Raw genomic sequence first — 21,635 nt, 5'->3', positions numbered from 1 at the left:
TTTTTAAATGCCTACTGTTGTACTTCTTCGTTCAAATAGGAGATTGTCTTTCCAAACCCCATGTAGTTTTCCGACCTTTTCCCGTTTCCCGATATAGCGGAATCCCATTTTCTTATGAAGTTCGATACTGCCTTTGTTTTCCGGAAAAATTCCCGATTGAATGGTCCATAGACCTTCAGACTCACTTTCGTGTACTAGTGCTTGCAGCAAGAGTCTGCCCACACCTTTGCCACGACTGTCATGCGCCACATAAACACTTACTTCTCCGATTCCGCCATAGACGCAACGACTGGAAACAGGCGATAATGCTGCCCAACCTAAAACGCGATTGTTTTCCGTAACAACTAATCTACAAGAGTTCATATGGGCCTGATCCCAGGAATCATAGGTCGGGACGTCAGTTTCAAAGGTAGCAAAGCCGGTGGCTATTCCTTCTTTATAGATTCGGGCAACGGCTTCCCAGTCAGAAGCCTCCATTGGTCTTAGGGTAAGTTGGTCTCTCATATCAACAACAGGTAATTTTTGAACGATAGTTTATCCATAGGGTTTTGGGTTTTTCTAGCATCAAAATGAAGTGTAAGAGGGCTAGAATAATGGCTCCGGGTATCACATTAATGGCAACGAACTGGAAGAGATCATGGGCACTTGAAGGAGCTATGGTGTTCACGAATACTACCGTGTTTTCCACGATTTCCAATCGTAAAGCCAAGACGATCGCGATGGCCGAGAAGTGAAATGCGTTCGAGAAAAGGTGTATGATGTATTCCCATTGGGGAAGCCCGCCCATAAAACTTCGACTTTCCTTTTCGGAATAAGCATCAACAGCCAAAACCAGCACATCAATAAGTACCACTATTAGCCCGATCAAAAAGAATAAAAAATTGGTTTCATTGATGAACAGGGCCCAAATAATCAAGGGGAAAAGAATCGCTCGAATGGTGTGCGTCTTGTGTTCAAAGAGGCTCTCCTCACGGTTGAAAAGAGCGTATTTGAATAGATGCAGGTAAAAACCATCATAGGTGGCCAACACCATGAACAGCAAAAGGTTGATCGTTGCTAATATGAACAGAATTTCCATACAGTTATATGCAGATTGGGGTTAACAGCATCCTCCTCCGGGAGTGCAGCAAGCTTCCTCCTTGGCCTCGGCAGGGGCCTGAATACCACAAGTTTCCCTAGCCTTACAATCGGTTTTTTCAATGGCTAATTTCATAATGAGCTTGTTTCCATTAACCGTGAAGTCATTGACGAATAATTGGGCCGTATGAAATGTGGCGTTGCTGTACTCGAACTTCACTTCTACCTCTTTTTCCATCGGTTTAATTCGATCCACCTTGTTTAGAATGCCTAACGCCTTGTGGGCCGACATATATTCCAATGTTTCCTGTTCATCAGGACTTTCCCATAGTTGTATCACCGTTTCTTTCCAGAAATCGGTTCCGGCGCCACAGTCTACCGAATCAACCGTGATATTTTTGATTTCTGTGATGTGGTAATTGGCGCCGACAAACTGTCCGGACGTATACTCAAAAAGGAGGCTTTTGTTCGCGTGTTCTTTTAAAAGCGCTAAAAATTCATTTGTTTTCATGGTATTTGTTTTAACAACAATTAAACTTGGTTTTATCGAAGAAGGAATTCAATAGGGATTGAACTTCTTTCCATTTTTTTAGATCGATACAGTAACAGACCTTCTTTCCTTCTATTTCACCGGCGATTAAGCCTATGCTCTTCAGTTCCTTCAGATGCTGTGAAATCGTGGGTTGGGCCAAACCTATTTCGTCAACGATATCATTGCAAATACATGCCTTTTGACTACTGATGTACTGCAATATGGCTATACGCGCAGGATTGGCCAGTACCTTGAATATCACGGCCAGTTGGTTTTGCCTTTTGTTGAATATTTGTGTTTTGGTGGTGCCCATTACGTATTTATATATTGCAATATTACGATAATAAAACGAATTAAAAAAGCCAGAGTTTAAAAAACCTGGCTTTCGATAGTATTTAAAGGCTTTTGAACCAGTCTTGAAAATAGTCGCCTACAAGAAGTACAGGCTTTTGTTTTCCTCCAAAAGCACCGACTAAACTGATGATCCATAAGACAAAAGGTACGATCCAAGCGATTAGATTTACAACGGGAATAATACCCAAAACGAACCCTAGGAGCATAATGCCCAGCACTTGTCGAATATAAAAAGATCCGATTTCAGTCTTGTTGCCATTATTCATGACCAATGCGATAATCCATCCGATGAGGGTAATGTGTGCAATAATAGCGACAGTTTTTCCACTATCCGGATTATCTGAACTAAACGTCTCTTTTACGTCTTCGGCAAAATCATTTGCAGCTTCTTTGGCGTCTTCGGCGAATTCCTTCGTGGCCTCTTTGGCCTCTTCGGCAAATTCTTTTGTCGCTTCTTTGGCTTCGTCGAATTTCTCGCTTGCTTTTTCTCCTAGCTCACTCGCCTTTTCTTTGGCGTCCTCCAAAGCTCCTTCGGCCTTGTCGGCAAGGTTTTCTGCTCCTTCTTTAGCGTTGTCCATGGCTTCATCCGCCATGTCATCAAGGTTTTTATTTTCTTCAGACATGTTGCTTGTTTTTGGTGATTAGATAGGTCTAAATGTAACAAATAATCCCTTACTAGAGAAACGCCTTGTCAATGGGCTCCCAAAGCTCCAGTTTATTGCCCTCCGGATCTAATATCCAACCGAACTTACCATAGTCGTATTCCTCGATCTCACCAACAATCGTTACCCCTTCCTCTTTTAGGACCTTTAAGAGTTCCACAAGATTCGCTACCCTGAAGTTCATCATGAACTGTTTTTGGCTAGGTTCGAAGTACTTCGTATCCTCATTCATAGGGCTCCACTGGGTAGAACAATCATTGCCCTCCTTGTCTTTCCACCAGAAGGTCCACCCATACCTATCGGTCGGAATACCCAACCGTTCTTTGTACCATTTTTTGATTTCATCGGGATTTTGAGTCTTGAAAAAAAATCCCCCAAGGCCCGTTACTCTTTTTTCCATACATTGAATTTTTTAGTGGTCCTGTTCCAAGAACAAGATTATTTTAAAATTGCGTTCTATTTTAATTTCACATTCTTTTCGTAGAGGTCGATCCACTGTTGCATGGTCATTTTACCGCAGAGCTCCTCTATAAGTGGGTACGGAATGGTTTCCATCTTTTTGAAGCGAATACAGCTCTTGCCCATATCGAGCTTGGTCTTTACATATTTCGGATATTCGCCAACGAACCAATCGTGCAATTCAGGGTTGGCATAAATACCGGAATGGTACAAGGCGATAAAATTCTTCTGCGAGGCCAAATTGATAAATGGTAAGGGCAGTTTAGGGTCACAGTGATACCCATCGGGATAGAGCGTGTGGGGCACCACCCATCCGAGCATGCCATAGCTCATCTGTTCTTTGAATCCTTCAGGAAGGTTTTTTGAGATGAGTTGCCGCAATTTAGAAACAACGGGTTGTCTTTCTTCAGGAAGCTTGGTAATGTACTCTTCTGCGGAGTTCGCTTTGTAATTCATATTAATCGGTTTTACGTTGGAGTATGAAAGCACTGATCAGGGAGATAATCAAACCAAGGATCATAACGGTCAAGAACATGATCAGCGCCATCATACCGCTTCCCCATTCCGGTATGGGCTCTGTATTTCCTTTTGCTTCCATCATGGCAACATATTCCTTAAAGAAATCAGGGTTGATAAAGGCCGTGTATATATAATCGGCGATAGCAATACCCACAGCCGGAAAAAGCGCTATTAATAGTCCTATGCCAATTGCCTTGCCCAAAGAGACGGCACCATTGTTTATGTTGTCCCTATAATGTTTGATACCGAAAAAGATAAACGACAGAGAGGCGATCATGGTAGCATATCCAATGATCTCTCCGGTAGACATGTCAATGTCTTTCATGAACAAAAGTCCGATCAAGAAGAGTCCGAAACCGAGCAGGAGACCATAGCTCCCAAATTTAATAACCGTGTTTTTCATAGGTCAAATCGTTTTGAATTATGAGGTACAAGCTAGTATTTGCATGCAGAGAAGCACTCATACTAAAGTACCAAATTCAGTTTATATGTAAGAAATGAACAGATTTTTACAGAATGTTGAGCTCTTTGGCGATTTGAATGGCCTGTGTTCTTCTTTTGGCGTCGAGTTTGATCAGCACATTGGAGACGTGCGTCTTGATGGTACTTTCGGTCAGGAATAGTTTATCGGCAATCTCTTTGTTGGATAACCCTAGGGCGACTTCTTGTAACACCTCGTATTCACGCTTGCTCAATTGAAGCTCGGCCAATTTTTTTTCATCTATTCGTATTTCGGTTTGCGGAGGTTTGTGAAGGCTCTTTTTATTGAGATAGATGCCCGTGAAGAAAAATACGAGGGCTATTACGGCAATGACCACCTCGATTGAAGTGCTCCCCAGTATAAGGGAATACGTGCTAATTTGAAATAATAAAAGCAGCGCTAAAATGAGCGAGCCAAAGATGAGTATGGTCTTCTTCACCCAATAAAATTAGCAAAACTTCTCTTTTATCTTATCGACCACGGTTTGTGCAAGCTTTATTTTGCTTTCTACCGTCCAACCGGCCACATGGGGACTCAATACCACATTTTGGGCTGCTATCAAATGGGTGAAGGGAGCGGGTATTTGGCGATTCGTGAACATATCTTCAAAGGAAGATTTTTCATACTCTAACACATCCAAACCTGCGCCTAAAATTTTACCTGACTTCAATGCCTCGACCAGGTCTTCTGTAATGACACACTTACCGCGGGCCGTATTCAACAACCAAAACGGTTTGTGAAACTTATGGATGAATCCCGAGTGGATCATCCCTATGGTATCGGGTGTTTGGGGTACATGCAAACTGATAATGTCACTACGCTGTTGCAATTCTAAAATACCGACTTGTCGGCAATCGTCGTTACCTACACCACCCATAATATCATAGCAAATTACTTCTACATCAAAACCGCGCAGTTTCTTGGCAAATGCTTTTCCCATATTTCCGTAGCCAATGATGCCAACGGTTTTTCCGTCCAATTCAACACCACGGTTTCCTTCTCGGTCCCAGGTTCCGGATCGAACTTCTTTATCCGCTTTCTGAAGCTTATTGAACAGCGAGAGCAGCATGCCCAAGGTATGTTCCCCAACCGCATTTCTATTGCCTTCTGGTGCCGCGGCAAGAAATACATCGTTTGATCTTGCGTATTCGGTATCGATATTCTCTAGGCCCGCGCCCAAACGACCAATAAACTTTAATCGGGTGGCCTTTTCCAAGAAATCTTGGTCCAATGAAAAACGACTTCGAATAATCAGGCCATCATATAGATGTATTTTTTGAAGTACTTCTTCTTTTGATGAGGTGTAATCTTCTTCATTCTGAAATCCCAATTCCGAAAATTGCTCAATGATCAAGGGGTGGTTTTGGTCTAGATGTAATACGCGCATAAAGATAAAATTCAGATTTTGGGATAATGGGTTTGTGTGAGTTCATGCTCCACTTCTCCGGTATGTGCCGTCTCTAATTTTTCAAAGAGGAGTAGATGTACTTCTTCCTCATCCTTGGTCGAGGGACAATGTTCGACTCCTTTGGGTACGACAATTAACTCCCCCTCTTTGACAATTTCGGTGCGGTCTCGAAATTTCATGTACAGTGTTCCTTTTAGCACTTGAAAAAGTTCATCTTCCTCAGCATGCGAATGCCAGACGAACTCTCCTTTGATTTTTGCCAAGATCACTTGCATGTCATCGACCATCGCAATTTGGTGCGGGTGCCAGTGTTTGGTGAAAAGGGAATGTTTTTCTTTAAGATTGATGGGTTTCATATCAATTGATTTATGCAGTTTAGGTATGGGGCATTAAATTCCCAAGACCATTTTGGCAATCAGAAAATAAATCAGGATACCGAAAATGTCATTGCTTGTGGTAATGAACGGACCTGTTGCAATTGCAGGGTCTATCCCTCTTTTATCTAAGAACAAAGGAGTAAAAGTGCCGATAAACCCGGCAACGATAATTACCGCAATAAGGGAAATCGATATCGCCAAAGCGGTTAAAAAGTGCCCTTTCCAAAACCAGGTGAACAAGAGTAGGATGGCTGCGAGAATGAGCCCATTGAGTGTGGCCAGCATAATTTCCTTGATGAGTCGGTTGCCAATACTTCCCTTTAGGTCATCATTTGCCAAACCTTGCACAATGATGGCACTCGACTGTACGCCGACGTTACCCGCCATAGCGGCAATCAACGGGGTGAAAAAGAAAAGAATGGCATGCTTGGCGATCATTTCCTCGAATCCTCCCATAATCGCGGCAGCGCCAAGACCACCGAACAATCCTAGGATAAGCCAAGGTAAACGGGCCCGGGTAAGTTCCCAAATACTATCATCGGCCTCTACATCCTGAGAGATACCTGCCGCCATTTGATAGTCTTTATCCGCCTCCTCACGAATGACATCTACAATATCATCGATAGTGATCCGACCGACCAGTCGACCAATTTCATCTATTACGGGAATCGCTTCTAAATCATATTTCGACATGATTTTAGCCACCTCTTCCGGCTTTTCGTTCACATTGACCGAATCGACCTTTTTGGCGATGTAAACATCTCGAATCGGTACTGTGGTCGAGGTGGTCAACAAGTCTTTGAGCGATAAGCGCCCAATGAGTTTCTCATCATCATCGACCACATATATCGAATGCACCCTGGTGACATTTTCAGCTTGGGCTCTCATTTCCTTTACGCAGGTCAGCACATTCCAGTTATGGTTGACCTTGACCAATTCTTTGGCCATCAATCCACCCGCCGAGTTTTCGTCATATCGTAATAGATCGACGATATCCCTGGCATGTTCCTTATCCTCTATTTCAGCAATAACGTCTTGAACGATCTCTTGGGGCAGTTCAGCAATGATATCGGCGGCATCATCGGTATCGAGTTCCTCCAATTCTTCGGCAATCTCTTTGGTCGAAAGGTTGTTGAGAATGGCCTCACGCACATCTTCATCAAGTTCGGTGAGCACATCGGAGGTTTTGTCGCTCTCCAAAAGCTTGATCAGATAGGTCGCCTCATCTTCATTGAGCTCATTGATGACCTCGGCGATATCGGCATAGTGAAATCCTTCCAAAAGTGATTCCAATGCGGAATCTTTTTGGATTTCGATCAACTGTTCGATTTCGGCTACAAGCTCTTCTGTGAGTTTAAAGGGTGTCATTTGCTATCATCTCGGTCAATGCTACGAATTCGGCCACGGCCAATTGTTCTGGGCGACGGTCAAATATAGTATCTTCTTTGAGAATATCGGATAGCCCGAATGTTTTTAAGCTATTGCGCAAGGTCTTTCTACGCTGATTAAAAGCCGTTTTGACTACCTTAAAAAGGAGTTTTTCATCACATTGCAATGAGAAATCCGCCTTTCGGGTCAATCTAAGCACCCCCGATTGTACCTTAGGAGGAGGGTCGAATACCTCCGGATGAACCGTAAAGAGATACTCCGCATTATAGAATACTTGGCACAGCACTGAAAGTATGCCATAGATTTTACTGCCCTCCTTGGCACAGATACGTTGGGCCACCTCTTTTTGGAACATTCCCGAAAATTCGGGTACATGGGCTTTTACTTCTAGCATTTTAAAAACGATCTGTGTGGAAATATTATAAGGGAAATTACCGGTAATGGCAAACTGTTGCCCTTTGAAGAGTGTACCAAGATCTTGTTTTAGAAAATCGGCTTCCAAGACCGTAAAAGAACCTTTGCCTTGTACTACTTTTTGATGTTCGAGCGGAAAACTTTGGTTGAGGTAAATAATCGATTCCGAATCCAGATCCATGGCGATCAGGTGAATATCATTTTGCAATAGGTACTTGGTCAATATACCGGTGCCCGGACCGATTTCCAAGACATGATCATAGCCCTCAAAAGACAATGTTTCCGCGATTTTTTCGGCGATGGTTTCATCGGTCAAGAAGTGCTGACCTAAGTGTTTCTTGGCTTGTACCGGGCTATCATGGGTTCGTTTTTGATCCTTCCAGGTATGGAACGATTTCCTTTTCTTCTTGCCCATGATCAATGCTCACTTACGATTTCCAATTCGGTTCTGAACGACACGAATTTGCCCGCAAAGCGCTGGGTAGCATCCTGTCGCAGGCGATCGGCGTCTTCTTGATAATACTTTTCAAGGGTTTCTTTGTCTACCGTAATGAACTGCACGGAATACGTGGTTCCGCCGAGTTCCTCTTCAACCAAGACCTTGGCCATTTTCGCCGAAAGGAATTTTCCAGTGGCCAATACATCGGGAATATGAATTTCCTTCATCCATGTGAGCCACTCGACATGAGCGGATTCTTCAATATTCGTGGTAACGTTATAGATGTACATGAATTCAATGGGTTTTGCCCCAATTCGATTTGAATTTGAGACTAATTAATGGCATCTCCCCTAAGCCTTCTGAACTGTTGACGCGCTTGTGGAAAGAAATAACTGTCTTGGTAATTGTAAATGATCTTTTCATATTGCGCCTTGGCCTTTTCAGGTTCGTTCAGCACTTTTCTGTAGAGTTCGCCTAGTGCAAAATGCGCATCATCGGCCAGAATACCATTGGCGTAGAACTCGATGATTTTCTGGTAATTGAATTTTGCGGCTTCGTAATCTTCTGTGCTTTCCAGAAGCTCTCCTTGTTTGAGCAGCGCTTCATCCTCTATCTTTTCCCCTTTATGATTTTGAAGTATTCCGTCAAGCTCGGCAATGGCTTCTTTGGTCTTATTCTGATAGGCCAGTAAATCGGCTCGGGCATATTTCTTTAAGGCCGTCTGTGTAGAATCTTCCAGAGAGTTATCGGAAATCAAAAGACTTAGTTGCATGGCATCGTTCGCAATCAATTGCGAAGTAGAACTTCGCAACACCTTTAATTGTGTCAAGGCCCAGTCGAAATCGCCCTTATAAAAGCTGGTCTGTGCGACCTTGAAGCGCGCATCTTGCCCTAGCACATCGTTCTTAAGGCTCTTTTGAATTTGGGAGAAATAAATAAGGGCTTCATTGAATTTTTTATCGAATACCAGAATATCGCCCAAGGCCGATTTCACAAAAGCGGTACCCCGTTTATTGAGCGGTAGGCTCAAACTCTTTTTGAGTATGGCAATGGCCGGCTCCGGATCGTCTTTCTTGAAGGTCAAAAAGTTGGCATATGCGATTTGCAGTTGAAGCGTCTGGCTCTTATAGCCATGGATCGACATCAGTTCGTCATATTGCGATTGTACCTCTGTAAAGGTTTTTTTTCCGGGTTCCAGTAAGAGAATATCGATAAGATTCAGCTGCGCATTTAATTTAGTGACCTCATCGTTAGTATTCTCCACTATAAATTCGAATACTTCTTGGGCCACACTTGTAGCCGAATCTTCCAAGGCCAATTCGCCCAGTGTTTTCAAACGGTAGGTAGAGCTACCGTCCATTCGTCTGAAAATGGCCTTTTCTTGTCGAAAAGCACTGCCATATTGCTTTTGCTGTACGAAGAGCCAACTTAAAAGTTCATTCCACTTCAAATTTGGGGTTTTTTGGGCGCCTTCAAGAAGAATGGCCTTTAACCTGATGTTGTTCTCATTTTCTGGGTCAGGGGTCACAAAATCATCAAAGTTTCGAAGCACGTTCGACATCGAGGATTTTTCATCGATAATCAATTTGATATACGAGCGGTACATTTTATCGATATCGCCCTGTTCCCCATAAATTCTGGCCATCTGAAAATTGTAATCGAGCTTGGGATTGAGTTCCATAGCCTTGGAATAGGCTTTTAGGGCATACTCAAGCAGTGCGTATTTTTGAAACCGAAAACCGATACCATAGCCGTAATTGGGATTTGTATCGATAATCGAAATGGCTTGATCATACTGCTCTTTGGCCTTTTCTGGTAGATCCTGTAGGGCATAGTTATAGCCCTGCTCAATATAAAATGTCGGATAGGCATTGCCCAAACTTATCTTTTCGGCAAGAAAGGTTTCGGCCTCGACGTAACGCTCCAATTGCTGGTAGCAGGCAACCAAACCCTCTGCATAATCCGTTCTTCTCGGGTTTTGCTCTACCAGTTTTTCAAAGAAGACGACGGCCTTATCGTAATCACCGTCAGCAAAATACTGTTTCGCCAAGAAATCTTCTTGTGCGAAAGTAGTTTGTACGATGAGGAAAAGAAGTAGGATGAAATGAAGTCGCAATGCTGAAACTTTTTCCCAAAGATACACAGAATGCCCTAAGTGGTTGTTAAGAGCTTCTTAATCGATCGTGCTAAATCCACAGTAGGGTACCAGTACTTCCGGTATTTGAATACCGTTTTCGGTCTGATAGTTTTCAAGAATACCTGCCAAAACCCGAGGCAGGGCCAACGAACTTCCATTTAAGGTATGGGCCAGTTGACTTTTACCGTTGGCATCCTTATAACGCAATTTCAAACGATTGGCCTGATAGGTCTCGAAATTGGAAACCGAACTGATTTCAAGCCAACGGTCTTGAGCGGTGGAGAATACTTCAAAGTCATAGGTCAAGGCAGAGGTGAAGCCCAAATCGCCTCCACAAAGGCGCAGAATACGATAGGGTAATTTCAATTCGCGGAGAATGGTTTTTACGTGTTCAACCATTCCGTCAAGTGCCGCATAAGAATCATCGGGCCGTTCAACACGAACGATTTCGACCTTGTCAAATTGGTGCAATCGATTTAAACCCCGTACATGCGCCCCATAACTTCCGGCCTCCCTTCGAAAACAGGGCGTATAGGCGGTGTAACAAAAGGGGAAATCCTTTTCGTTCACGATTTCACCCCGGAACATGTTCGTCAACGGTACTTCAGCCGTTGGGATGAGATATAGGTCATCTTCCGTTACATGATACATTTGTCCCTCCTTATCGGGCAGCTGTCCTGTTCCATAACCCGAAGCTTCGTTGACCAAATGCGGCACTTGTATTTCGGTATAGCCCGCTTCTGAGTTTTTATCTAGAAAATAGGAAATCAAGGCACGTTGCAATCGGGCTCCTTTGCCCTTATACACGGGAAACCCGGCTCCGGTGATCTTAACCCCGAGTTCAAAATCGATAATGTCGTATTTCTTGGCCAGTTCCCAATGGGGGAGGGCGTTCGAGGTCAGCTCGGGAATATCCCCTTCGGCAAACACCTCTTCGTTATCTTCTTCGCTATTTCCTGCAGGAACACTTTCATGCGGAACATTGGGAATTTGATATAAGAGCGTCTGAAGCGTATCGGCCGCAGCGTTCAATTCATCACCTAATTGTTTCGATTCTTCCTTAAGTGCTCCGGTTTTCTCTTTGAGTGCCGTTGCTTCTTGTGCTTTTCCGCTTTTGAACAGCATTCCTATCTCCTTGGATAGTTTGTTGGCCTCGGCTAGGGTATTGTCCAATTTTGTCTGGGTGGCCCGGCGTTTCTCGTCTAACTCCAAAACCTCTTGAATTAGAGGGGTTGCATCGATATTACGCTTTTTCAACGCTTCGATGATGGCATCTTTCTGGTCTCTAATGGCCTGTATCCGCAACATTTCATTTGATTTTAAGGGGATAAATTTACGTTAATCCTATGATTTTAAAACTATATTTAGACAAGGATATCCATCAAAAAGAAAATGATATGATTTTTGAGCACTTTGCCGTTAATGTGAATAATGTGGACGCTGTGGTAAAATGGTATGTATCGCATCTCGAGCTAAAAATAGCAAGTCAGCAAAAAGAATTACCGTTTATGACTTTTCTCGCCGATTCAGGGGGTAGGGTCATCATGGAACTCTACCAAAGACCCGATGCCATGATGATGGATTTTACCCAACAACATCAACTGACGTTTCACGTGGCCTTTGTATCCGAAAACGCTCAAGAGGACAGTAATCGATTGCAGCAAGCGGGAGCAACATTTGTAGAAGAAGTGCGCAAGCAAGATGGGAGTCATTTAGTGATGCTACGAGATCCTTGGGGGTTGCCGTTACAGCTTTGTGAGCGAAGGGTGAAGTTCTAGTCAATGTTTTATTCCCGTCTCAACGTTTCCACATATGTGCCCCTACAACGGAAATCGTTCGGAATAATAAAATCTCTTAAGGTCTCAGGTCTATTTGATTTCTTCTTCGCTAGAAGAAGGTAATACCCATTCATGATGCGCAAAATGGTGCCAACTTTCGTTGGCCAGATCTACCTTGGGGTCGATAAACGCTCGGTAGGGTTTGCCATTGATGCTCACTTTTGAATTCTCAATATATACAGAGACCGTTTCGCCTTTTTGGGCATATTCACGTTTTAGATATTGGGCAAACTGCCATATAAAATCAGGATACCCCATGATTCTAGTGCGCTGTTTCTTGGTCAGATAGTCTTCCGGTTTTACAATCGTGATCTCATTGCTTGTCTGGTTCACGACCTTGAATTGGCCCCGCCCACCCCTACTACGTAGCATCATACGCCAACTCATACGGTGTCCTTCCTCCGTCCATAGCACATCGTCTGTAATAAAATGATGCCGGATGGGCAGCACCAATTGTATGAGAAAATAAATGCCCATCAAGACCAAGAGCGGTTTTTTAAAAGGCGGTAAGTTTACTTCGTTCAATTGAAAGGGCTTCCGGCTTTTAAAGAAGATGCGCCTGAGGGTTTCGGGTTCAAAGAAGAATACGGTAAAGGCAAGGGACAAATACGGGAAAATACCGATTTGAAAAACGATGGAATTGAACAGGTGGAAAAATATAGAAGCGATGAAGGCGAACTTTCGGGTAGGTTTCCATAAGAGGGCAGGTACTACCAAGAGATCGAAGAGGATGCCAAAGGCGCCAATGATTTTGTGGATCCAAGGCTCTTGCAACAACTCACCGATGATAGGATAGTTCGCCTTGTTCAACATCAAGATCCGAATGATGCTGAAATCGAGCCAATCCCCATAGATTTTCGCTACTGAGGCATACGTATAAACGATGAACAATTGCAAGACAATAATCCATTTGACATTGCTATACATCCAATTTGTTCGTATGCTTGGGTTGTATTTGGCATCTAAGGAATAATCCGCTTGCGCCGGAAAAAGACACATGATGCCCGAAATAAGAATAAGCAAGTAGTAGTGATTGTTATATGATGTTTTTTGCATGAGGTAAGCTCCTGTCCACAGTATGGTGAACGAGATGATAGCGAACCGATATTTATACCCAAAGGCTATGCCGAGTCCCAAGGTTCCCATTACGAAAAAATAGGCGTACATGCCACTCCCTTGAAAGAGCTGTAACCAATCAAAACCGATAAAATTGAAAGTGAATTGCGGCTCGACCAAAGTTCTACGTACCCAACCTGTTAGTATGGCCCCATAACACTCACAAGCAACGAGAATACCAAAGAACACACGAAAAATCAGGAGGGGCGCATTGTCTATTTTGGTAAATAGAAGACGGTTCAAGAGACTCATTTCCTGCTTATTATGGAGCGTGACTTTTCTTTATCCCGCGCTAGTTGGGCTTTTAACTCCGTTATGGATTCAAATTTTCGTTCGTCGCGTAAACGTTCGATAATGGCAACTTGCAAGCTATGGTCATAGAGGTCTTCGTCAAAATCGAAGAAATGGATTTCAAGACTTTCTTTTTGTTTGCGATCCGTATTATCGTTGACCGTAGGATTGAAGCCGATATTCATCATTCCGTATACCGTATGCCCGTCGATAACACTTTGTACCACATAAGCGCCTCTCTTCGGAATCAATTTATACGTTTCGTCAATATGAAGATTTGCTGTCGGAAAATTCAATTGACGCCCGATGCCCTTGCCCCTTTTTATGGTTCCGGTAAGCATATAGGGATACCCCAGATATCTGGTTGCGGTTGCTACGTCACCCTCGTTTAGGGCTTTTCTGATCTTGGTGGAACTCACCGAAACATCGTCGATTTCTTGGGCGGTAATTTCTTCGACCTCAAAATCGAAGGTAGCACCGAAGGCGATCAGGTCGGTAATGTTGGCATTGCGATTGCGACCAAAACGATGGTCATATCCGATAATGATCTTTTTGGCACAGAGGTTGTTGACCAAAAGGTCACGCACAAATTCAGTCGCGGACAGGCGAGAGAATTTTTGGGTGAACGGATGAACGATCAAATAATCGAGACCGGACTGCTCGAGTATGTTGACCTTTTCTTCGATGGTATTCAAAAGTTTGATATCCGCATCTTTTTGCAAGACCATTCTCGGATGTGGGAAAAACGTGAGTACCGCCGATTTGAGGCCTTTTTCGTTCGCACTTTTGACCAAGCGCTCCAAAATGCTCCGATGACCGATATGTACGCCGTCAAAGGTGCCGATAGTGAGCACTGTGGCATGCAGTTTGTCGTATTCATTGATGCTTTGGACTGTTGTCACGAACGATAAAAGATAAAAGAGCTATATTTGAGTTTGGATAAAACCCCCTTGATGGTATCAAAATTACGTCTTGTTTTTACAATTACCATAGTATTTTTTTCCTTTTACGGAACGGCTCAAGATGTGTATTGGACACAAGAAACTTCTAAGAATAGAATAAGCCCTGCGTTTTCAAAACAATTTGATGTGCAAAAGGGTAGGGTCTTTAAGTTTGAAGAAGCCGGGTTCAAAACACAGTTGAACACGGCGCTTTCTGCGAAAGGAAACTCCCAAATCGTTCATTTTCCTAATGAACATGGGAAACTAATTGCCTTCAAGGTCTCCGAGACACCCGTATTATCCCCAGAATTATCGAAAAAATATCCACAGATCAAGTCATATGTAGGGCACGCTATCGGCGATTCAAAAGATAGGATCAGGTTTAGCGTATCGCATAAGGGCATTCAAAGTATGACGGTTTCGGCGAGTGGCAAGCCGAATGTGTTCATGCAAAAAGATGATGAGGGTACATATGTGTTGTATACGCGGGATGCCAATAGTAGTGTTTCCCATGAGTTGGTCTGTACGACGGAATCTAAGCATTCAGGCAGCGCGGATGCCATCGCAGCTAGAAGACCGGTTACCGGTAGAGTCTTACGAAAGTTTCGACTTGCGGTCTCGGCTTCGGGGGAATATACCGAGTTTCACGGGGGCACGAAGGCCGATGCCTTGGCTGCGATCAATGCAACCATTACCCGTGTTAATGAGGTTTTTGAAACCGATTTAGGGGTTTCTCTCGAATTGATTGCCAATACAGAAGATATTATTTATACAAACCCAGCAACCGATCCCTATAGCGGTATTTTAGGACCTAAAGTGCAAAGTACCTTGAACAGCGTCATTGGGGCAAGTAATTATGATGTTGGCATTTTATTCAACGAGGCCGATTTGAGTGATGGGAATGCGGGAGATATTGGTACGGTATGTCGTGATAATATCAAAGGAAGCGCCTACGCTACGGGATCAACTCCTTCAGGGGATATCTTCGATTTGGATTTTGTCGCCCATGAAATCGGGCATCAATTCGGGGCAAATCATACATGGTCTTATCAAGAAGAGCCGACGGTTAGCGCAGAAGTACAAGTGGAACCAGGTAGCGGGACCACTATCATGGGCTATGCGGGTATCGCTGGGGATGATAATGTGGCCCCAAACGGGGAAGACTATTTTCACTATGTCAGTATTTCGCAGATTTCGGATTATTTAAATACGATCAGTTGTGCCCAAGTCATCAATTTGAGCAATGAACCCCCGGTCATCAATCCAATAGGGGGCTTCACCATTCCGAAATCAACCGCATTCGTATTGACCGGAAATGCTGCGGATGCCGATTCGGGCGATGTGTTGACCTATGCCTGGGAGCAAATCGATGATGGTTTGATCACCCAGGATAATTTTGGGCCCACGAATATCGTAGGGGCCAATTTCAGGTCACGAAAACCATCGACAGACCCCTCTCGTTATTTTCCAGGCTTGTTCAGCGTACTTCAAGGTAGATTGACACAGGTCAATCCTGCTATTGGTACCCCATGGGAAACCGTTTCGGAGGTGGAGCGGGAATTTAATTTCGCCCTGACCGTCCGTGACAATGCGGTAGGAGGAGGGCAGGTTGCGGCGGATTTGGTCAATGTTTTTGTAGTAAATAATGCCGGACCTTTTGTGGTGTCTTCCCAAGCTAGTGCAAGTACCCTGATTGCAGGGGAGACCGAAACCATTACCTGGGATGTTGCCAATACCTTTGCGGCCCCGATAAGCGCTACGGAAGTAGATATTTTACTGTCCATAGATGGTGGATTGACCTATCCGATAATCCTTGCCGACAATGTGACCAACGATGGGGAGCATCCGGTACTCATACCAGGAAACCCGACGACTGAGGGCAGAATTATGGTCAAGGCCAGTGATAATATCTTTTTTGCCGTAAATGATGCCGATTTTACGATTGAAGCGTCGGAAATCGTCCTCAATTTTGACGTGTTGGCCTATGAGGTCTGTCAGCCGGACGCTTTGGTGGTCCCCTTTGTATATGAGGCCTATTTGGGCTTTGCCGAAGAAGTTACCTTTAGTGTGGATACACCACCCGCAGGATTGAATGTTTCTTTTTCCCCTGCCACGGCTACGGCCACTGATACTAATGTCAACCTTACCCTTGCGGACACACAAAATTTGACCGAAGGTAACTATCCGATAACTGTTGTAGCGACTTCTTTGAGCGGGTCTAAGGAAATAACCATTGGGGTCAATGTTTTTAGTACGGTTTTTCCAGAACTGGTACTGACCTCTCCCGCCGACGGATTGCAAGATGCCTCAAAAAGCACACCATTGGAATGGGAAGCACAACAACAAGCGACTTCCTACGACGTGGAAATAGCAACGGATATCGCCTTCGCCAACATCGTGGAAAATGACAATGTATCGACCACCACCTATGTACCGCAGGATATTGATAACGAAGCGGTCTATTTTTGGCGGGTAAAGCCTAGAAATAGTTGTGGTGAAGGCGCTTTTTCCACACCCTTCAGTTTTACGACCATAGCGGTCAATTGTCAGGAAAACGGAAGTAACGAGTTGCCGCTGACCATTTCCGCAGTGGGTACGCCAACAGTCACCTCGACCATTTCGTTTTTTGAAGACCTACGTTTGGTAGATTTGAAGGTCAACCTAGAAATAGACCATTCGTATTTGGAAGATTTGACCGTTACGCTCACCTCACCGGAAGGCACCGTAGTAACGCTTTTTGCCAAATCCTGCGATAGTTCAGATGATTTGAATGCGGTTTTTTCTGATGACGGTTCTCCTATAGTTTGTGGTAACAACCCTGCTGTTCAGGGCGTTGTGGAACCTATAGGGTCACTTTCGTCTTTTAATGGCGAATCGATACAAGGCGATTGGATATTGACCATTTCCGATGATACTGCTGATGATGGAGGTGCGCTTGAAGCATTTTCTTTGGAAATATGTGCAGAAGGTACGTTTAGACCTGATGATGATAACGATGGGGTTTTTGACGATGGCCCGGATCTATGTTTGGGTACTCCAGAGGGCACTCCGGTAGATTCAACAGGTTGCCCTGTATATTTGTTTCCTGTTGATGCCTTTACCATACAACTGCAAAGTGAGGCCTGTCGATCGAGCAATGATGGTTCGATTACCGTAGAAGCAAACGAAGCATTGGATTACCTGGTTCAAGTGACGGGTAATGGATTGGATGTCAGTGATACTTTTACCACGACGTATTCGGTCAATGATTTAACAGCAGGAACCTATTCGGTCTGTATCAATGCCACAGATGGTGACATTGTTTATGAAGAGCGTTGTTTTGACGTTGTTGTATCTGAACCCGAAGCCTTAGGGGTGAGTTCGAAGGTCTCCCTTGATACTAAGGTGGTTGAGCTTGATTTAAGCGGAGCGGTATTGTATAACGTCGAGCTCAACGGAATACTTACACAAACGGAGTCCTCCAAAATTTCCCTCGATCTAAGGGAAGGTGCCAATACCTTAAAGGTATCCACAGGTCTGGCATGTCAGGGTATTTATGAAGAATTGTTTTTCGTTTCCGCAGGGCCCGTTGCCCATCCAAATCCTTTTGTGGATATTGTTAAAATTTCGTTTGGAAGCCAAGTTACTTTGGTTCGAGCCGATGTTTTTAGTGCCGAGGGCAGATTGCTCCAAAGTACTACCCAAGAAATCAATGGTTCGGAGATGGAACTGAATTTATCAAGGCTACCCGGAGGATTATACCATCTTAGATTAGAAGGGGAAGAGGTGAGAAAAACCATTAAGTTGCTAAAAAGATGAGGTATATCGCGTTATTCGTATTGGCTGTGTTGTGCAGTATGTGCAAGAAAAAAGACCCACCAAAACCACCGGGAAGCGCAACCTTGGTCTTTCCTGAAAATAGTTCGGAATGTACAACCGGTACCGATACGGGGCCGAATACAAGTATGGTCGAATTCAGGTGGCAAGAAGCACCCAATACCGATACCTATGAGCTTAGGGCAACAAATGTCGCTACCAATACCACCCAAACCATTAGCACAGCGTCGCTATCGGCTAGGCTACCCTTACAGAAGGGCGCGCTGTATACTTGGCTGGTGAGCACGAAGAATGCGGCAGTCCTTCAAGAGACCACAAGTCAGACTTGGCGTTTTTACAATGCCGGTTTTGAAACGAGCTATGCGCCGTTTCCAGCGGAAATACTTTCTCCCGGTCAAGGCGAATCGGTCTTTAAGAACATCAATAACGAGGTTACTTTGAGTTGGTCCGGTTCCGATATCGATGGCGATATTGAAACGTATGAACTCTATTTTTCTACTGAGAACCCTCCGACTTCCTTGAATGCCACCATTACCAACGGGTCAACTACTAGAGACGTGAGCGTTGAGAGCGATAGGGTCTATTATTGGAAGGTCATCACAACGGACGGTGAAGGGAATTCCTCTGATTCAGGGGTTTTCGAATTCAAAGTGCGCTGATGGGTTTAGGTGCCATTAAATTGGTTCATCGTAATGTTCACTCCGGCCAAAACGAAAGAACGGATAAGTTCACTTGATTTCTGAAGCCGTTCTTCTAATTGTTCCCGTTCCGTTTCATTCCAGTTTCCCAATACATAATCCACTTGTCTTCCTTTTCCAAAATCGGCTCCAACTCCAAAACGAAATCGATTGTATTTTGAGGATTGCAGTACGTTTTGGATATCCTTAAGTCCATTGTGACCTCCATCACTGCCCTTGGTCTTAAGACGCAGGGTGCCGAAGGGTAAATTGATGTCATCGGTAATGATCAAAACATTTTGCAAGGGTATCTTTTCCTTATCCATCCAATACTTCAGGGCCTTACCACTGAGGTTCATATAGGTTGAAGGTTTTAGGCATAATATGCTCTTTCCTTTGATCTTTACGGTAGCGATATCCCCCAAGCGCGCAGATTCGAATGAGGCACTCTCTTGACTTGCCAATGCATCTAGAACTTTGAAACCGATATTGTGTCGGGTTTCGAGGTATTCAGCGCCAATATTGCCCAAACCAACGATAAGGAACTTTTTCATAGGATCGTCTTCTTCAAAATAAGCTTTTTTAAAGCCAAATAGGGATTTAAGAAATTCAAACATGCTATGGCCTAGTTACTTGCCAAAAATACAAAAGCATCCCACAATTGTGGGATGCTTTTTTCAATTTTACAGTGTACTGATATCCTAGCTCTCGGCTCCTTCAGCGGCGGGTGCTTCTGCTCCTTCAGCAGCAGCTCCTTCTTCACCTTCCGCTCCTTCTTCTTCCTCATCATCATCAGTAGCAATAGCGGTTCGCGCGGTTTTCACTTGAACAACAACGGTGCTATCTGGGTGTAGAATGGCAAAGTCATCATTCAAAAGTGATGCTACTGAAATATTCTGACCGATTTTCAACTTTGAAATGTCTATGTCGAAAAAGTCAGGTAATTTGTCCGGTAAGGCCTTGATTACTAGTTTTCTCTTTCTAAACAAAAGCCTTCCACCGTTTCTAACCCCTGGTGAATTACCTTGTAGTCGAACAGGAATATTCATCGTAACTTCCTTATCAGCAAAAAGTTGATAGAAATCGATATGAAGAATTTTATCCGTTACCGGGTGAAACTGTATGTCTTGCATAATCGCGTCGACCTTAGTGCCGCCCATTTCAATGACAACCGTGTGTGCGTTAGGGGTGTACACTAAATTTCTGAACGCTAGTTCATCCGCTGAAAAGTGTAATGGTTTTTCCCCTCCGTATACCACGCAAGGAACCTTTCCAGCATTACGTAGGGCCTTCGTTGCCTTCTTGCCCACGCTTTCTCTTTCTGATCCTTTAATTGTAATTGACTTCATTATATAATTATATATTACTTGTTATTAATTCTGCTCTTCCGCCTTCGGCTGCGCTCAGGCGTCACATTCGTATTCTTTCTTTGAACGGCACCCGTACGTAATTGGTTAGCCGAAGCTACATTAAAAACTTCGATGCAATCGAAGTATTATTATGAACTCTATGCATGACATCGGCAAAAAGCTCATCACAACTCAATACTTTTACTTTGTCACTTTGTTTTTTGACCGGAATAGAATCCGTAACGATCAATTCAAGCAATTGCGACTTTTCTATTTTTTCATAAGCGTTGCCCGAGAGTAAACCGTGTGATGTAATCGCCCGAACACTTAAAGCGCCTCTTTCCATCATCAAATCGGCTGCTTTGGTCAATGTGCCGGCGGTATCGACCATGTCATCGACTAAGACAACATTTTTGCCTGTTACATCCCCAATAAGTTCCATGTGCGATATAACATTTGCTTTAGCTCTCTGTTTATAACAGATAACAACGTCACAAGCGAGCGCTTTAGAATATGCATATGCTCTTTTCGAACCTCCCATATCCGGAGAGGCGATCGTTAGATTGTCAAGGTTTAAATCTCTTAAGTAAGGCAAAAACAGGGTTGAAGCAAACAAATGATCGACCGGCTTTTCGAAAAACCCTTGAATCTGGTCGGCGTGCAAATCCATGGTGATTATTCGGGTCGCCCCTGCTGTTTCCAACATCTTGGCAATTAACTTAGCGGCAATGGGTACTCTAGGTTTGTCCTTGCGATCCTGTCTTGCCCAACCAAAGTAGGGCATCACAGCGGTAATATGTCGGGCGGAGGCTCTTTTGGCCGCATCGAGCATCAACAACATTTCCATCAAGTTTTCTGAACTAGGATGTGTAGAGCCGATCAAGAAAATTCGCGCCCCGCGAACGGACTCTTCAAAAGAGGGTTGAAATTCCCCATCACTATATCTGGACAAATTGACATTACCTAAAGCCGTACCGTAGGATTTTGCAATTTTTTCCGCTAAATCCCTACTATTGGAACAGGCAAAGATTTTTGGTTCTGGAACTTGGTATGGCATGTCTATGATTCGCTCGTTTAACCCTTGATTTCTAAGGAGGTGCAAATTTAAAAATTAATTTGTGTTGCTAAAGGATAATTGTTGTTATTTTCATTTTAAAAATGAAATATTTTTTTAGCTTTGCAGTCCTGTTTTAGTATGCCGTACACAACGGCAGAAAAGCTCGAGTGGCGGAACTGGTAGACGCGCTGGATTCAAAATCCAGTTCCTTTGGAGTGTGGGTTCGATTCCCACCTCGAGTACTTTAAAAGCCTTCCTGATTTAAGGAAGGCTTTTTTTTGGATTGTCTATGGGTTTCCCAG

Annotated in this window: 24 protein-coding genes and 1 tRNA gene; 4 read left to right on the top strand and 21 right to left on the bottom strand. The window is 43.8% G+C overall.

All coding sequences use genetic code 11. The features are described from left to right. Nucleotides 1-3 precede the first annotated feature (3 nt). The 16 genes from ACKWCA_RS02485 to serS form a co-directional block, all read right to left on the bottom strand. The gene (locus ACKWCA_RS02485) at nt 4-504 is read right to left on the bottom strand and encodes a GNAT family N-acetyltransferase (RefSeq protein WP_413976554.1); all 501 of its coding nucleotides are present in this window, start codon (nt 502-504) and stop codon (nt 4-6) included. 1 nt (nt 505) lies between these two features. Further along, a complete protein-coding gene (locus tag ACKWCA_RS02480; protein ID WP_413976553.1) occupies nt 506-1,078 on the bottom strand; it encodes a hypothetical protein in 573 nt (190 codons plus the stop codon). 21 nt (nt 1,079-1,099) lie between these two features. Then, nucleotides 1,100-1,588 (bottom strand): DUF6428 family protein, encoded by a 489-nt coding sequence (locus tag ACKWCA_RS02475; RefSeq protein ID WP_413976552.1) that lies wholly within the window; start codon nt 1,586-1,588, stop codon nt 1,100-1,102. A gap of 10 nt (nt 1,589-1,598) precedes the next feature. Further along, nucleotides 1,599-1,922: an ArsR/SmtB family transcription factor gene (locus ACKWCA_RS02470; protein WP_413976551.1), complete on the bottom strand. Its 324-nt coding sequence runs from the start codon at nt 1,920-1,922 to the stop codon at nt 1,599-1,601. Between the two features lie 82 nt (nt 1,923-2,004). Further along, entirely contained in the window at nt 2,005-2,586 is a 582-nt protein-coding gene (locus ACKWCA_RS02465) for a YtxH domain-containing protein (RefSeq protein ID WP_413976550.1), read from the bottom strand. Between the two features lie 52 nt (nt 2,587-2,638). Further along, the gene (locus ACKWCA_RS02460; protein ID WP_413976549.1) at nt 2,639-3,025 is read right to left on the bottom strand and encodes a VOC family protein; all 387 of its coding nucleotides are present in this window, start codon (nt 3,023-3,025) and stop codon (nt 2,639-2,641) included. 56 nt (nt 3,026-3,081) lie between these two features. Beyond that, nucleotides 3,082-3,540: a DUF1801 domain-containing protein gene (locus ACKWCA_RS02455; protein ID WP_413976548.1), complete on the bottom strand. Its 459-nt coding sequence runs from the start codon at nt 3,538-3,540 to the stop codon at nt 3,082-3,084. 1 nt (nt 3,541) lies between these two features. Continuing rightward, nucleotides 3,542-4,006 carry a DUF4199 domain-containing protein gene (locus tag ACKWCA_RS02450; protein ID WP_413976547.1) on the bottom strand — a complete coding sequence of 155 codons (465 nt, stop codon included), beginning with the start codon at nt 4,004-4,006 and terminating at the stop codon, nt 3,542-3,544. A 106-nt stretch (nt 4,007-4,112) separates the two neighbouring features. Continuing rightward, nucleotides 4,113-4,523 carry a response regulator transcription factor gene (locus tag ACKWCA_RS02445; protein ID WP_413976546.1) on the bottom strand — a complete coding sequence of 137 codons (411 nt, stop codon included), beginning with the start codon at nt 4,521-4,523 and terminating at the stop codon, nt 4,113-4,115. A gap of 9 nt (nt 4,524-4,532) precedes the next feature. Then, nucleotides 4,533-5,471, bottom strand: coding sequence for a 2-hydroxyacid dehydrogenase (locus ACKWCA_RS02440; RefSeq protein ID WP_413976545.1), 939 nt, complete (start codon nt 5,469-5,471; stop codon nt 4,533-4,535). 11 nt (nt 5,472-5,482) lie between these two features. Further along, nucleotides 5,483-5,848, bottom strand: coding sequence for a cupin domain-containing protein (locus ACKWCA_RS02435; RefSeq protein ID WP_413976544.1), 366 nt, complete (start codon nt 5,846-5,848; stop codon nt 5,483-5,485). Between the two features lie 33 nt (nt 5,849-5,881). Then, entirely contained in the window at nt 5,882-7,237 is a 1,356-nt protein-coding gene (mgtE, locus tag ACKWCA_RS02430) for a magnesium transporter (RefSeq protein WP_413976543.1), read from the bottom strand. Then, the gene (gene rsmA, locus ACKWCA_RS02425) at nt 7,224-8,087 is read right to left on the bottom strand and encodes a 16S rRNA (adenine(1518)-N(6)/adenine(1519)-N(6))-dimethyltransferase RsmA (protein ID WP_413976542.1); all 864 of its coding nucleotides are present in this window, start codon (nt 8,085-8,087) and stop codon (nt 7,224-7,226) included. Before rsmA ends, mgtE begins: the two co-directional genes overlap by 14 nt. Nucleotides 8,088-8,089: 2 nt before the next feature. Further along, nucleotides 8,090-8,401 (bottom strand): DUF4286 family protein, encoded by a 312-nt coding sequence (locus ACKWCA_RS02420; protein ID WP_413976541.1) that lies wholly within the window; start codon nt 8,399-8,401, stop codon nt 8,090-8,092. Nucleotides 8,402-8,442: 41 nt separating this feature from the next. Next, complete coding sequence (locus tag ACKWCA_RS02415) at nt 8,443-10,227, bottom strand: tetratricopeptide repeat protein (RefSeq protein WP_413976540.1); 1,785 nt, start codon at nt 10,225-10,227, stop codon at nt 8,443-8,445. 57 nt (nt 10,228-10,284) lie between these two features. Next, nucleotides 10,285-11,556: a serine--tRNA ligase gene (gene serS, locus ACKWCA_RS02410; RefSeq protein WP_413976539.1), complete on the bottom strand. Its 1,272-nt coding sequence runs from the start codon at nt 11,554-11,556 to the stop codon at nt 10,285-10,287. A gap of 38 nt (nt 11,557-11,594) precedes the next feature. Between serS and ACKWCA_RS02405 the strand changes: the two genes are divergently transcribed. After that, nucleotides 11,595-12,026: a VOC family protein gene (locus ACKWCA_RS02405; protein WP_413976538.1), complete on the top strand. Its 432-nt coding sequence runs from the start codon at nt 11,595-11,597 to the stop codon at nt 12,024-12,026. 90 nt (nt 12,027-12,116) lie between these two features. Here the strand turns inward: ACKWCA_RS02405 and ACKWCA_RS02400 are convergent, their stop codons facing one another. Continuing rightward, a complete protein-coding gene (locus ACKWCA_RS02400) occupies nt 12,117-13,454 on the bottom strand; it encodes an HTTM domain-containing protein (RefSeq protein ID WP_413976537.1) in 1,338 nt (445 codons plus the stop codon). Further along, nucleotides 13,451-14,395, bottom strand: coding sequence for a bifunctional riboflavin kinase/FAD synthetase (locus ACKWCA_RS02395; protein ID WP_413976536.1), 945 nt, complete (start codon nt 14,393-14,395; stop codon nt 13,451-13,453). The genes ACKWCA_RS02400 and ACKWCA_RS02395 overlap by 4 nt, the downstream gene beginning before the upstream one ends. Nucleotides 14,396-14,446: 51 nt before the next feature. On the opposite strand from ACKWCA_RS02395, the gene ACKWCA_RS02390 reads away from it, so the two are divergent. Then, entirely contained in the window at nt 14,447-18,232 is a 3,786-nt protein-coding gene (locus ACKWCA_RS02390; RefSeq protein ID WP_413976535.1) for a reprolysin-like metallopeptidase, read from the top strand. Then, complete coding sequence (locus ACKWCA_RS02385; protein ID WP_413976534.1) at nt 18,229-18,909, top strand: hypothetical protein; 681 nt, start codon at nt 18,229-18,231, stop codon at nt 18,907-18,909. The genes ACKWCA_RS02390 and ACKWCA_RS02385 overlap by 4 nt, the downstream gene beginning before the upstream one ends. Nucleotides 18,910-18,914: 5 nt before the next feature. Here ACKWCA_RS02385 and pth read toward each other — a convergent pair whose 3' ends face one another. The 3 genes from pth to ACKWCA_RS02370 all read right to left on the bottom strand — a co-directional run bounded on the left by pth (nt 18,915) and on the right by ACKWCA_RS02370 (nt 21,333). Further along, complete coding sequence (pth, locus tag ACKWCA_RS02380) at nt 18,915-19,544, bottom strand: aminoacyl-tRNA hydrolase (protein ID WP_413976533.1); 630 nt, start codon at nt 19,542-19,544, stop codon at nt 18,915-18,917. A gap of 84 nt (nt 19,545-19,628) precedes the next feature. After that, nucleotides 19,629-20,276: a 50S ribosomal protein L25/general stress protein Ctc gene (locus ACKWCA_RS02375; protein WP_413976532.1), complete on the bottom strand. Its 648-nt coding sequence runs from the start codon at nt 20,274-20,276 to the stop codon at nt 19,629-19,631. 115 nt (nt 20,277-20,391) lie between these two features. Then, nucleotides 20,392-21,333, bottom strand: a complete 942-nt coding sequence (locus ACKWCA_RS02370; protein WP_413976531.1) for a ribose-phosphate pyrophosphokinase — start codon at nt 21,331-21,333, stop codon at nt 20,392-20,394. A 161-nt stretch (nt 21,334-21,494) separates the two neighbouring features. Here ACKWCA_RS02370 and ACKWCA_RS02365 point away from each other — a divergent pair. Beyond that, nucleotides 21,495-21,575, top strand: a tRNA-Leu gene (locus tag ACKWCA_RS02365). The last annotated feature ends 60 nt before the right edge of the window (nt 21,576-21,635 follow it).

It is taken from the genome of Maribacter corallii (assembly GCF_047345415.1).
Classification (GTDB): domain Bacteria; phylum Bacteroidota; class Bacteroidia; order Flavobacteriales; family Flavobacteriaceae; genus Maribacter_C.
This window is presented reverse-complemented; position numbering and strand designations above follow the sequence as displayed.

Coding starts and splice junctions, on each gene's coding strand:
- ACKWCA_RS02485 (WP_413976554.1), bottom strand. CDS start 504: ATGAGAGACCAACTTACCCTAAGACCAATGGAGGCTTCTGACTGGGAA.
- ACKWCA_RS02480 (WP_413976553.1), bottom strand. CDS start 1,078: ATGGAAATTCTGTTCATATTAGCAACGATCAACCTTTTGCTGTTCATG.
- ACKWCA_RS02475 (WP_413976552.1), bottom strand. CDS start 1,588: ATGAAAACAAATGAATTTTTAGCGCTTTTAAAAGAACACGCGAACAAA.
- ACKWCA_RS02470 (WP_413976551.1), bottom strand. CDS start 1,922: ATGGGCACCACCAAAACACAAATATTCAACAAAAGGCAAAACCAACTG.
- ACKWCA_RS02465 (WP_413976550.1), bottom strand. CDS start 2,586: ATGTCTGAAGAAAATAAAAACCTTGATGACATGGCGGATGAAGCCATG.
- ACKWCA_RS02460 (WP_413976549.1), bottom strand. CDS start 3,025: ATGGAAAAAAGAGTAACGGGCCTTGGGGGATTTTTTTTCAAGACTCAA.
- ACKWCA_RS02455 (WP_413976548.1), bottom strand. CDS start 3,540: ATGAATTACAAAGCGAACTCCGCAGAAGAGTACATTACCAAGCTTCCT.
- ACKWCA_RS02450 (WP_413976547.1), bottom strand. CDS start 4,006: ATGAAAAACACGGTTATTAAATTTGGGAGCTATGGTCTCCTGCTCGGT.
- ACKWCA_RS02440 (WP_413976545.1), bottom strand. CDS start 5,471: ATGCGCGTATTACATCTAGACCAAAACCACCCCTTGATCATTGAGCAA.
- ACKWCA_RS02435 (WP_413976544.1), bottom strand. CDS start 5,848: ATGAAACCCATCAATCTTAAAGAAAAACATTCCCTTTTCACCAAACAC.
- mgtE (WP_413976543.1), bottom strand. CDS start 7,237: ATGACACCCTTTAAACTCACAGAAGAGCTTGTAGCCGAAATCGAACAG.
- rsmA (WP_413976542.1), bottom strand. CDS start 8,087: ATGGGCAAGAAGAAAAGGAAATCGTTCCATACCTGGAAGGATCAAAAA.
- ACKWCA_RS02420 (WP_413976541.1), bottom strand. CDS start 8,401: ATGTACATCTATAACGTTACCACGAATATTGAAGAATCCGCTCATGTC.
- serS (WP_413976539.1), bottom strand. CDS start 11,556: ATGTTGCGGATACAGGCCATTAGAGACCAGAAAGATGCCATCATCGAA.
- ACKWCA_RS02405 (WP_413976538.1), top strand. CDS start 11,595: ATGATTTTAAAACTATATTTAGACAAGGATATCCATCAAAAAGAAAAT.
- ACKWCA_RS02400 (WP_413976537.1), bottom strand. CDS start 13,454: ATGAGTCTCTTGAACCGTCTTCTATTTACCAAAATAGACAATGCGCCC.
- ACKWCA_RS02390 (WP_413976535.1), top strand. CDS start 14,447: ATGGTATCAAAATTACGTCTTGTTTTTACAATTACCATAGTATTTTTT.
- ACKWCA_RS02385 (WP_413976534.1), top strand. CDS start 18,229: ATGAGGTATATCGCGTTATTCGTATTGGCTGTGTTGTGCAGTATGTGC.
- pth (WP_413976533.1), bottom strand. CDS start 19,544: ATGTTTGAATTTCTTAAATCCCTATTTGGCTTTAAAAAAGCTTATTTT.
- ACKWCA_RS02375 (WP_413976532.1), bottom strand. CDS start 20,276: ATGAAGTCAATTACAATTAAAGGATCAGAAAGAGAAAGCGTGGGCAAG.
- ACKWCA_RS02370 (WP_413976531.1), bottom strand. CDS start 21,333: ATGCCATACCAAGTTCCAGAACCAAAAATCTTTGCCTGTTCCAATAGT.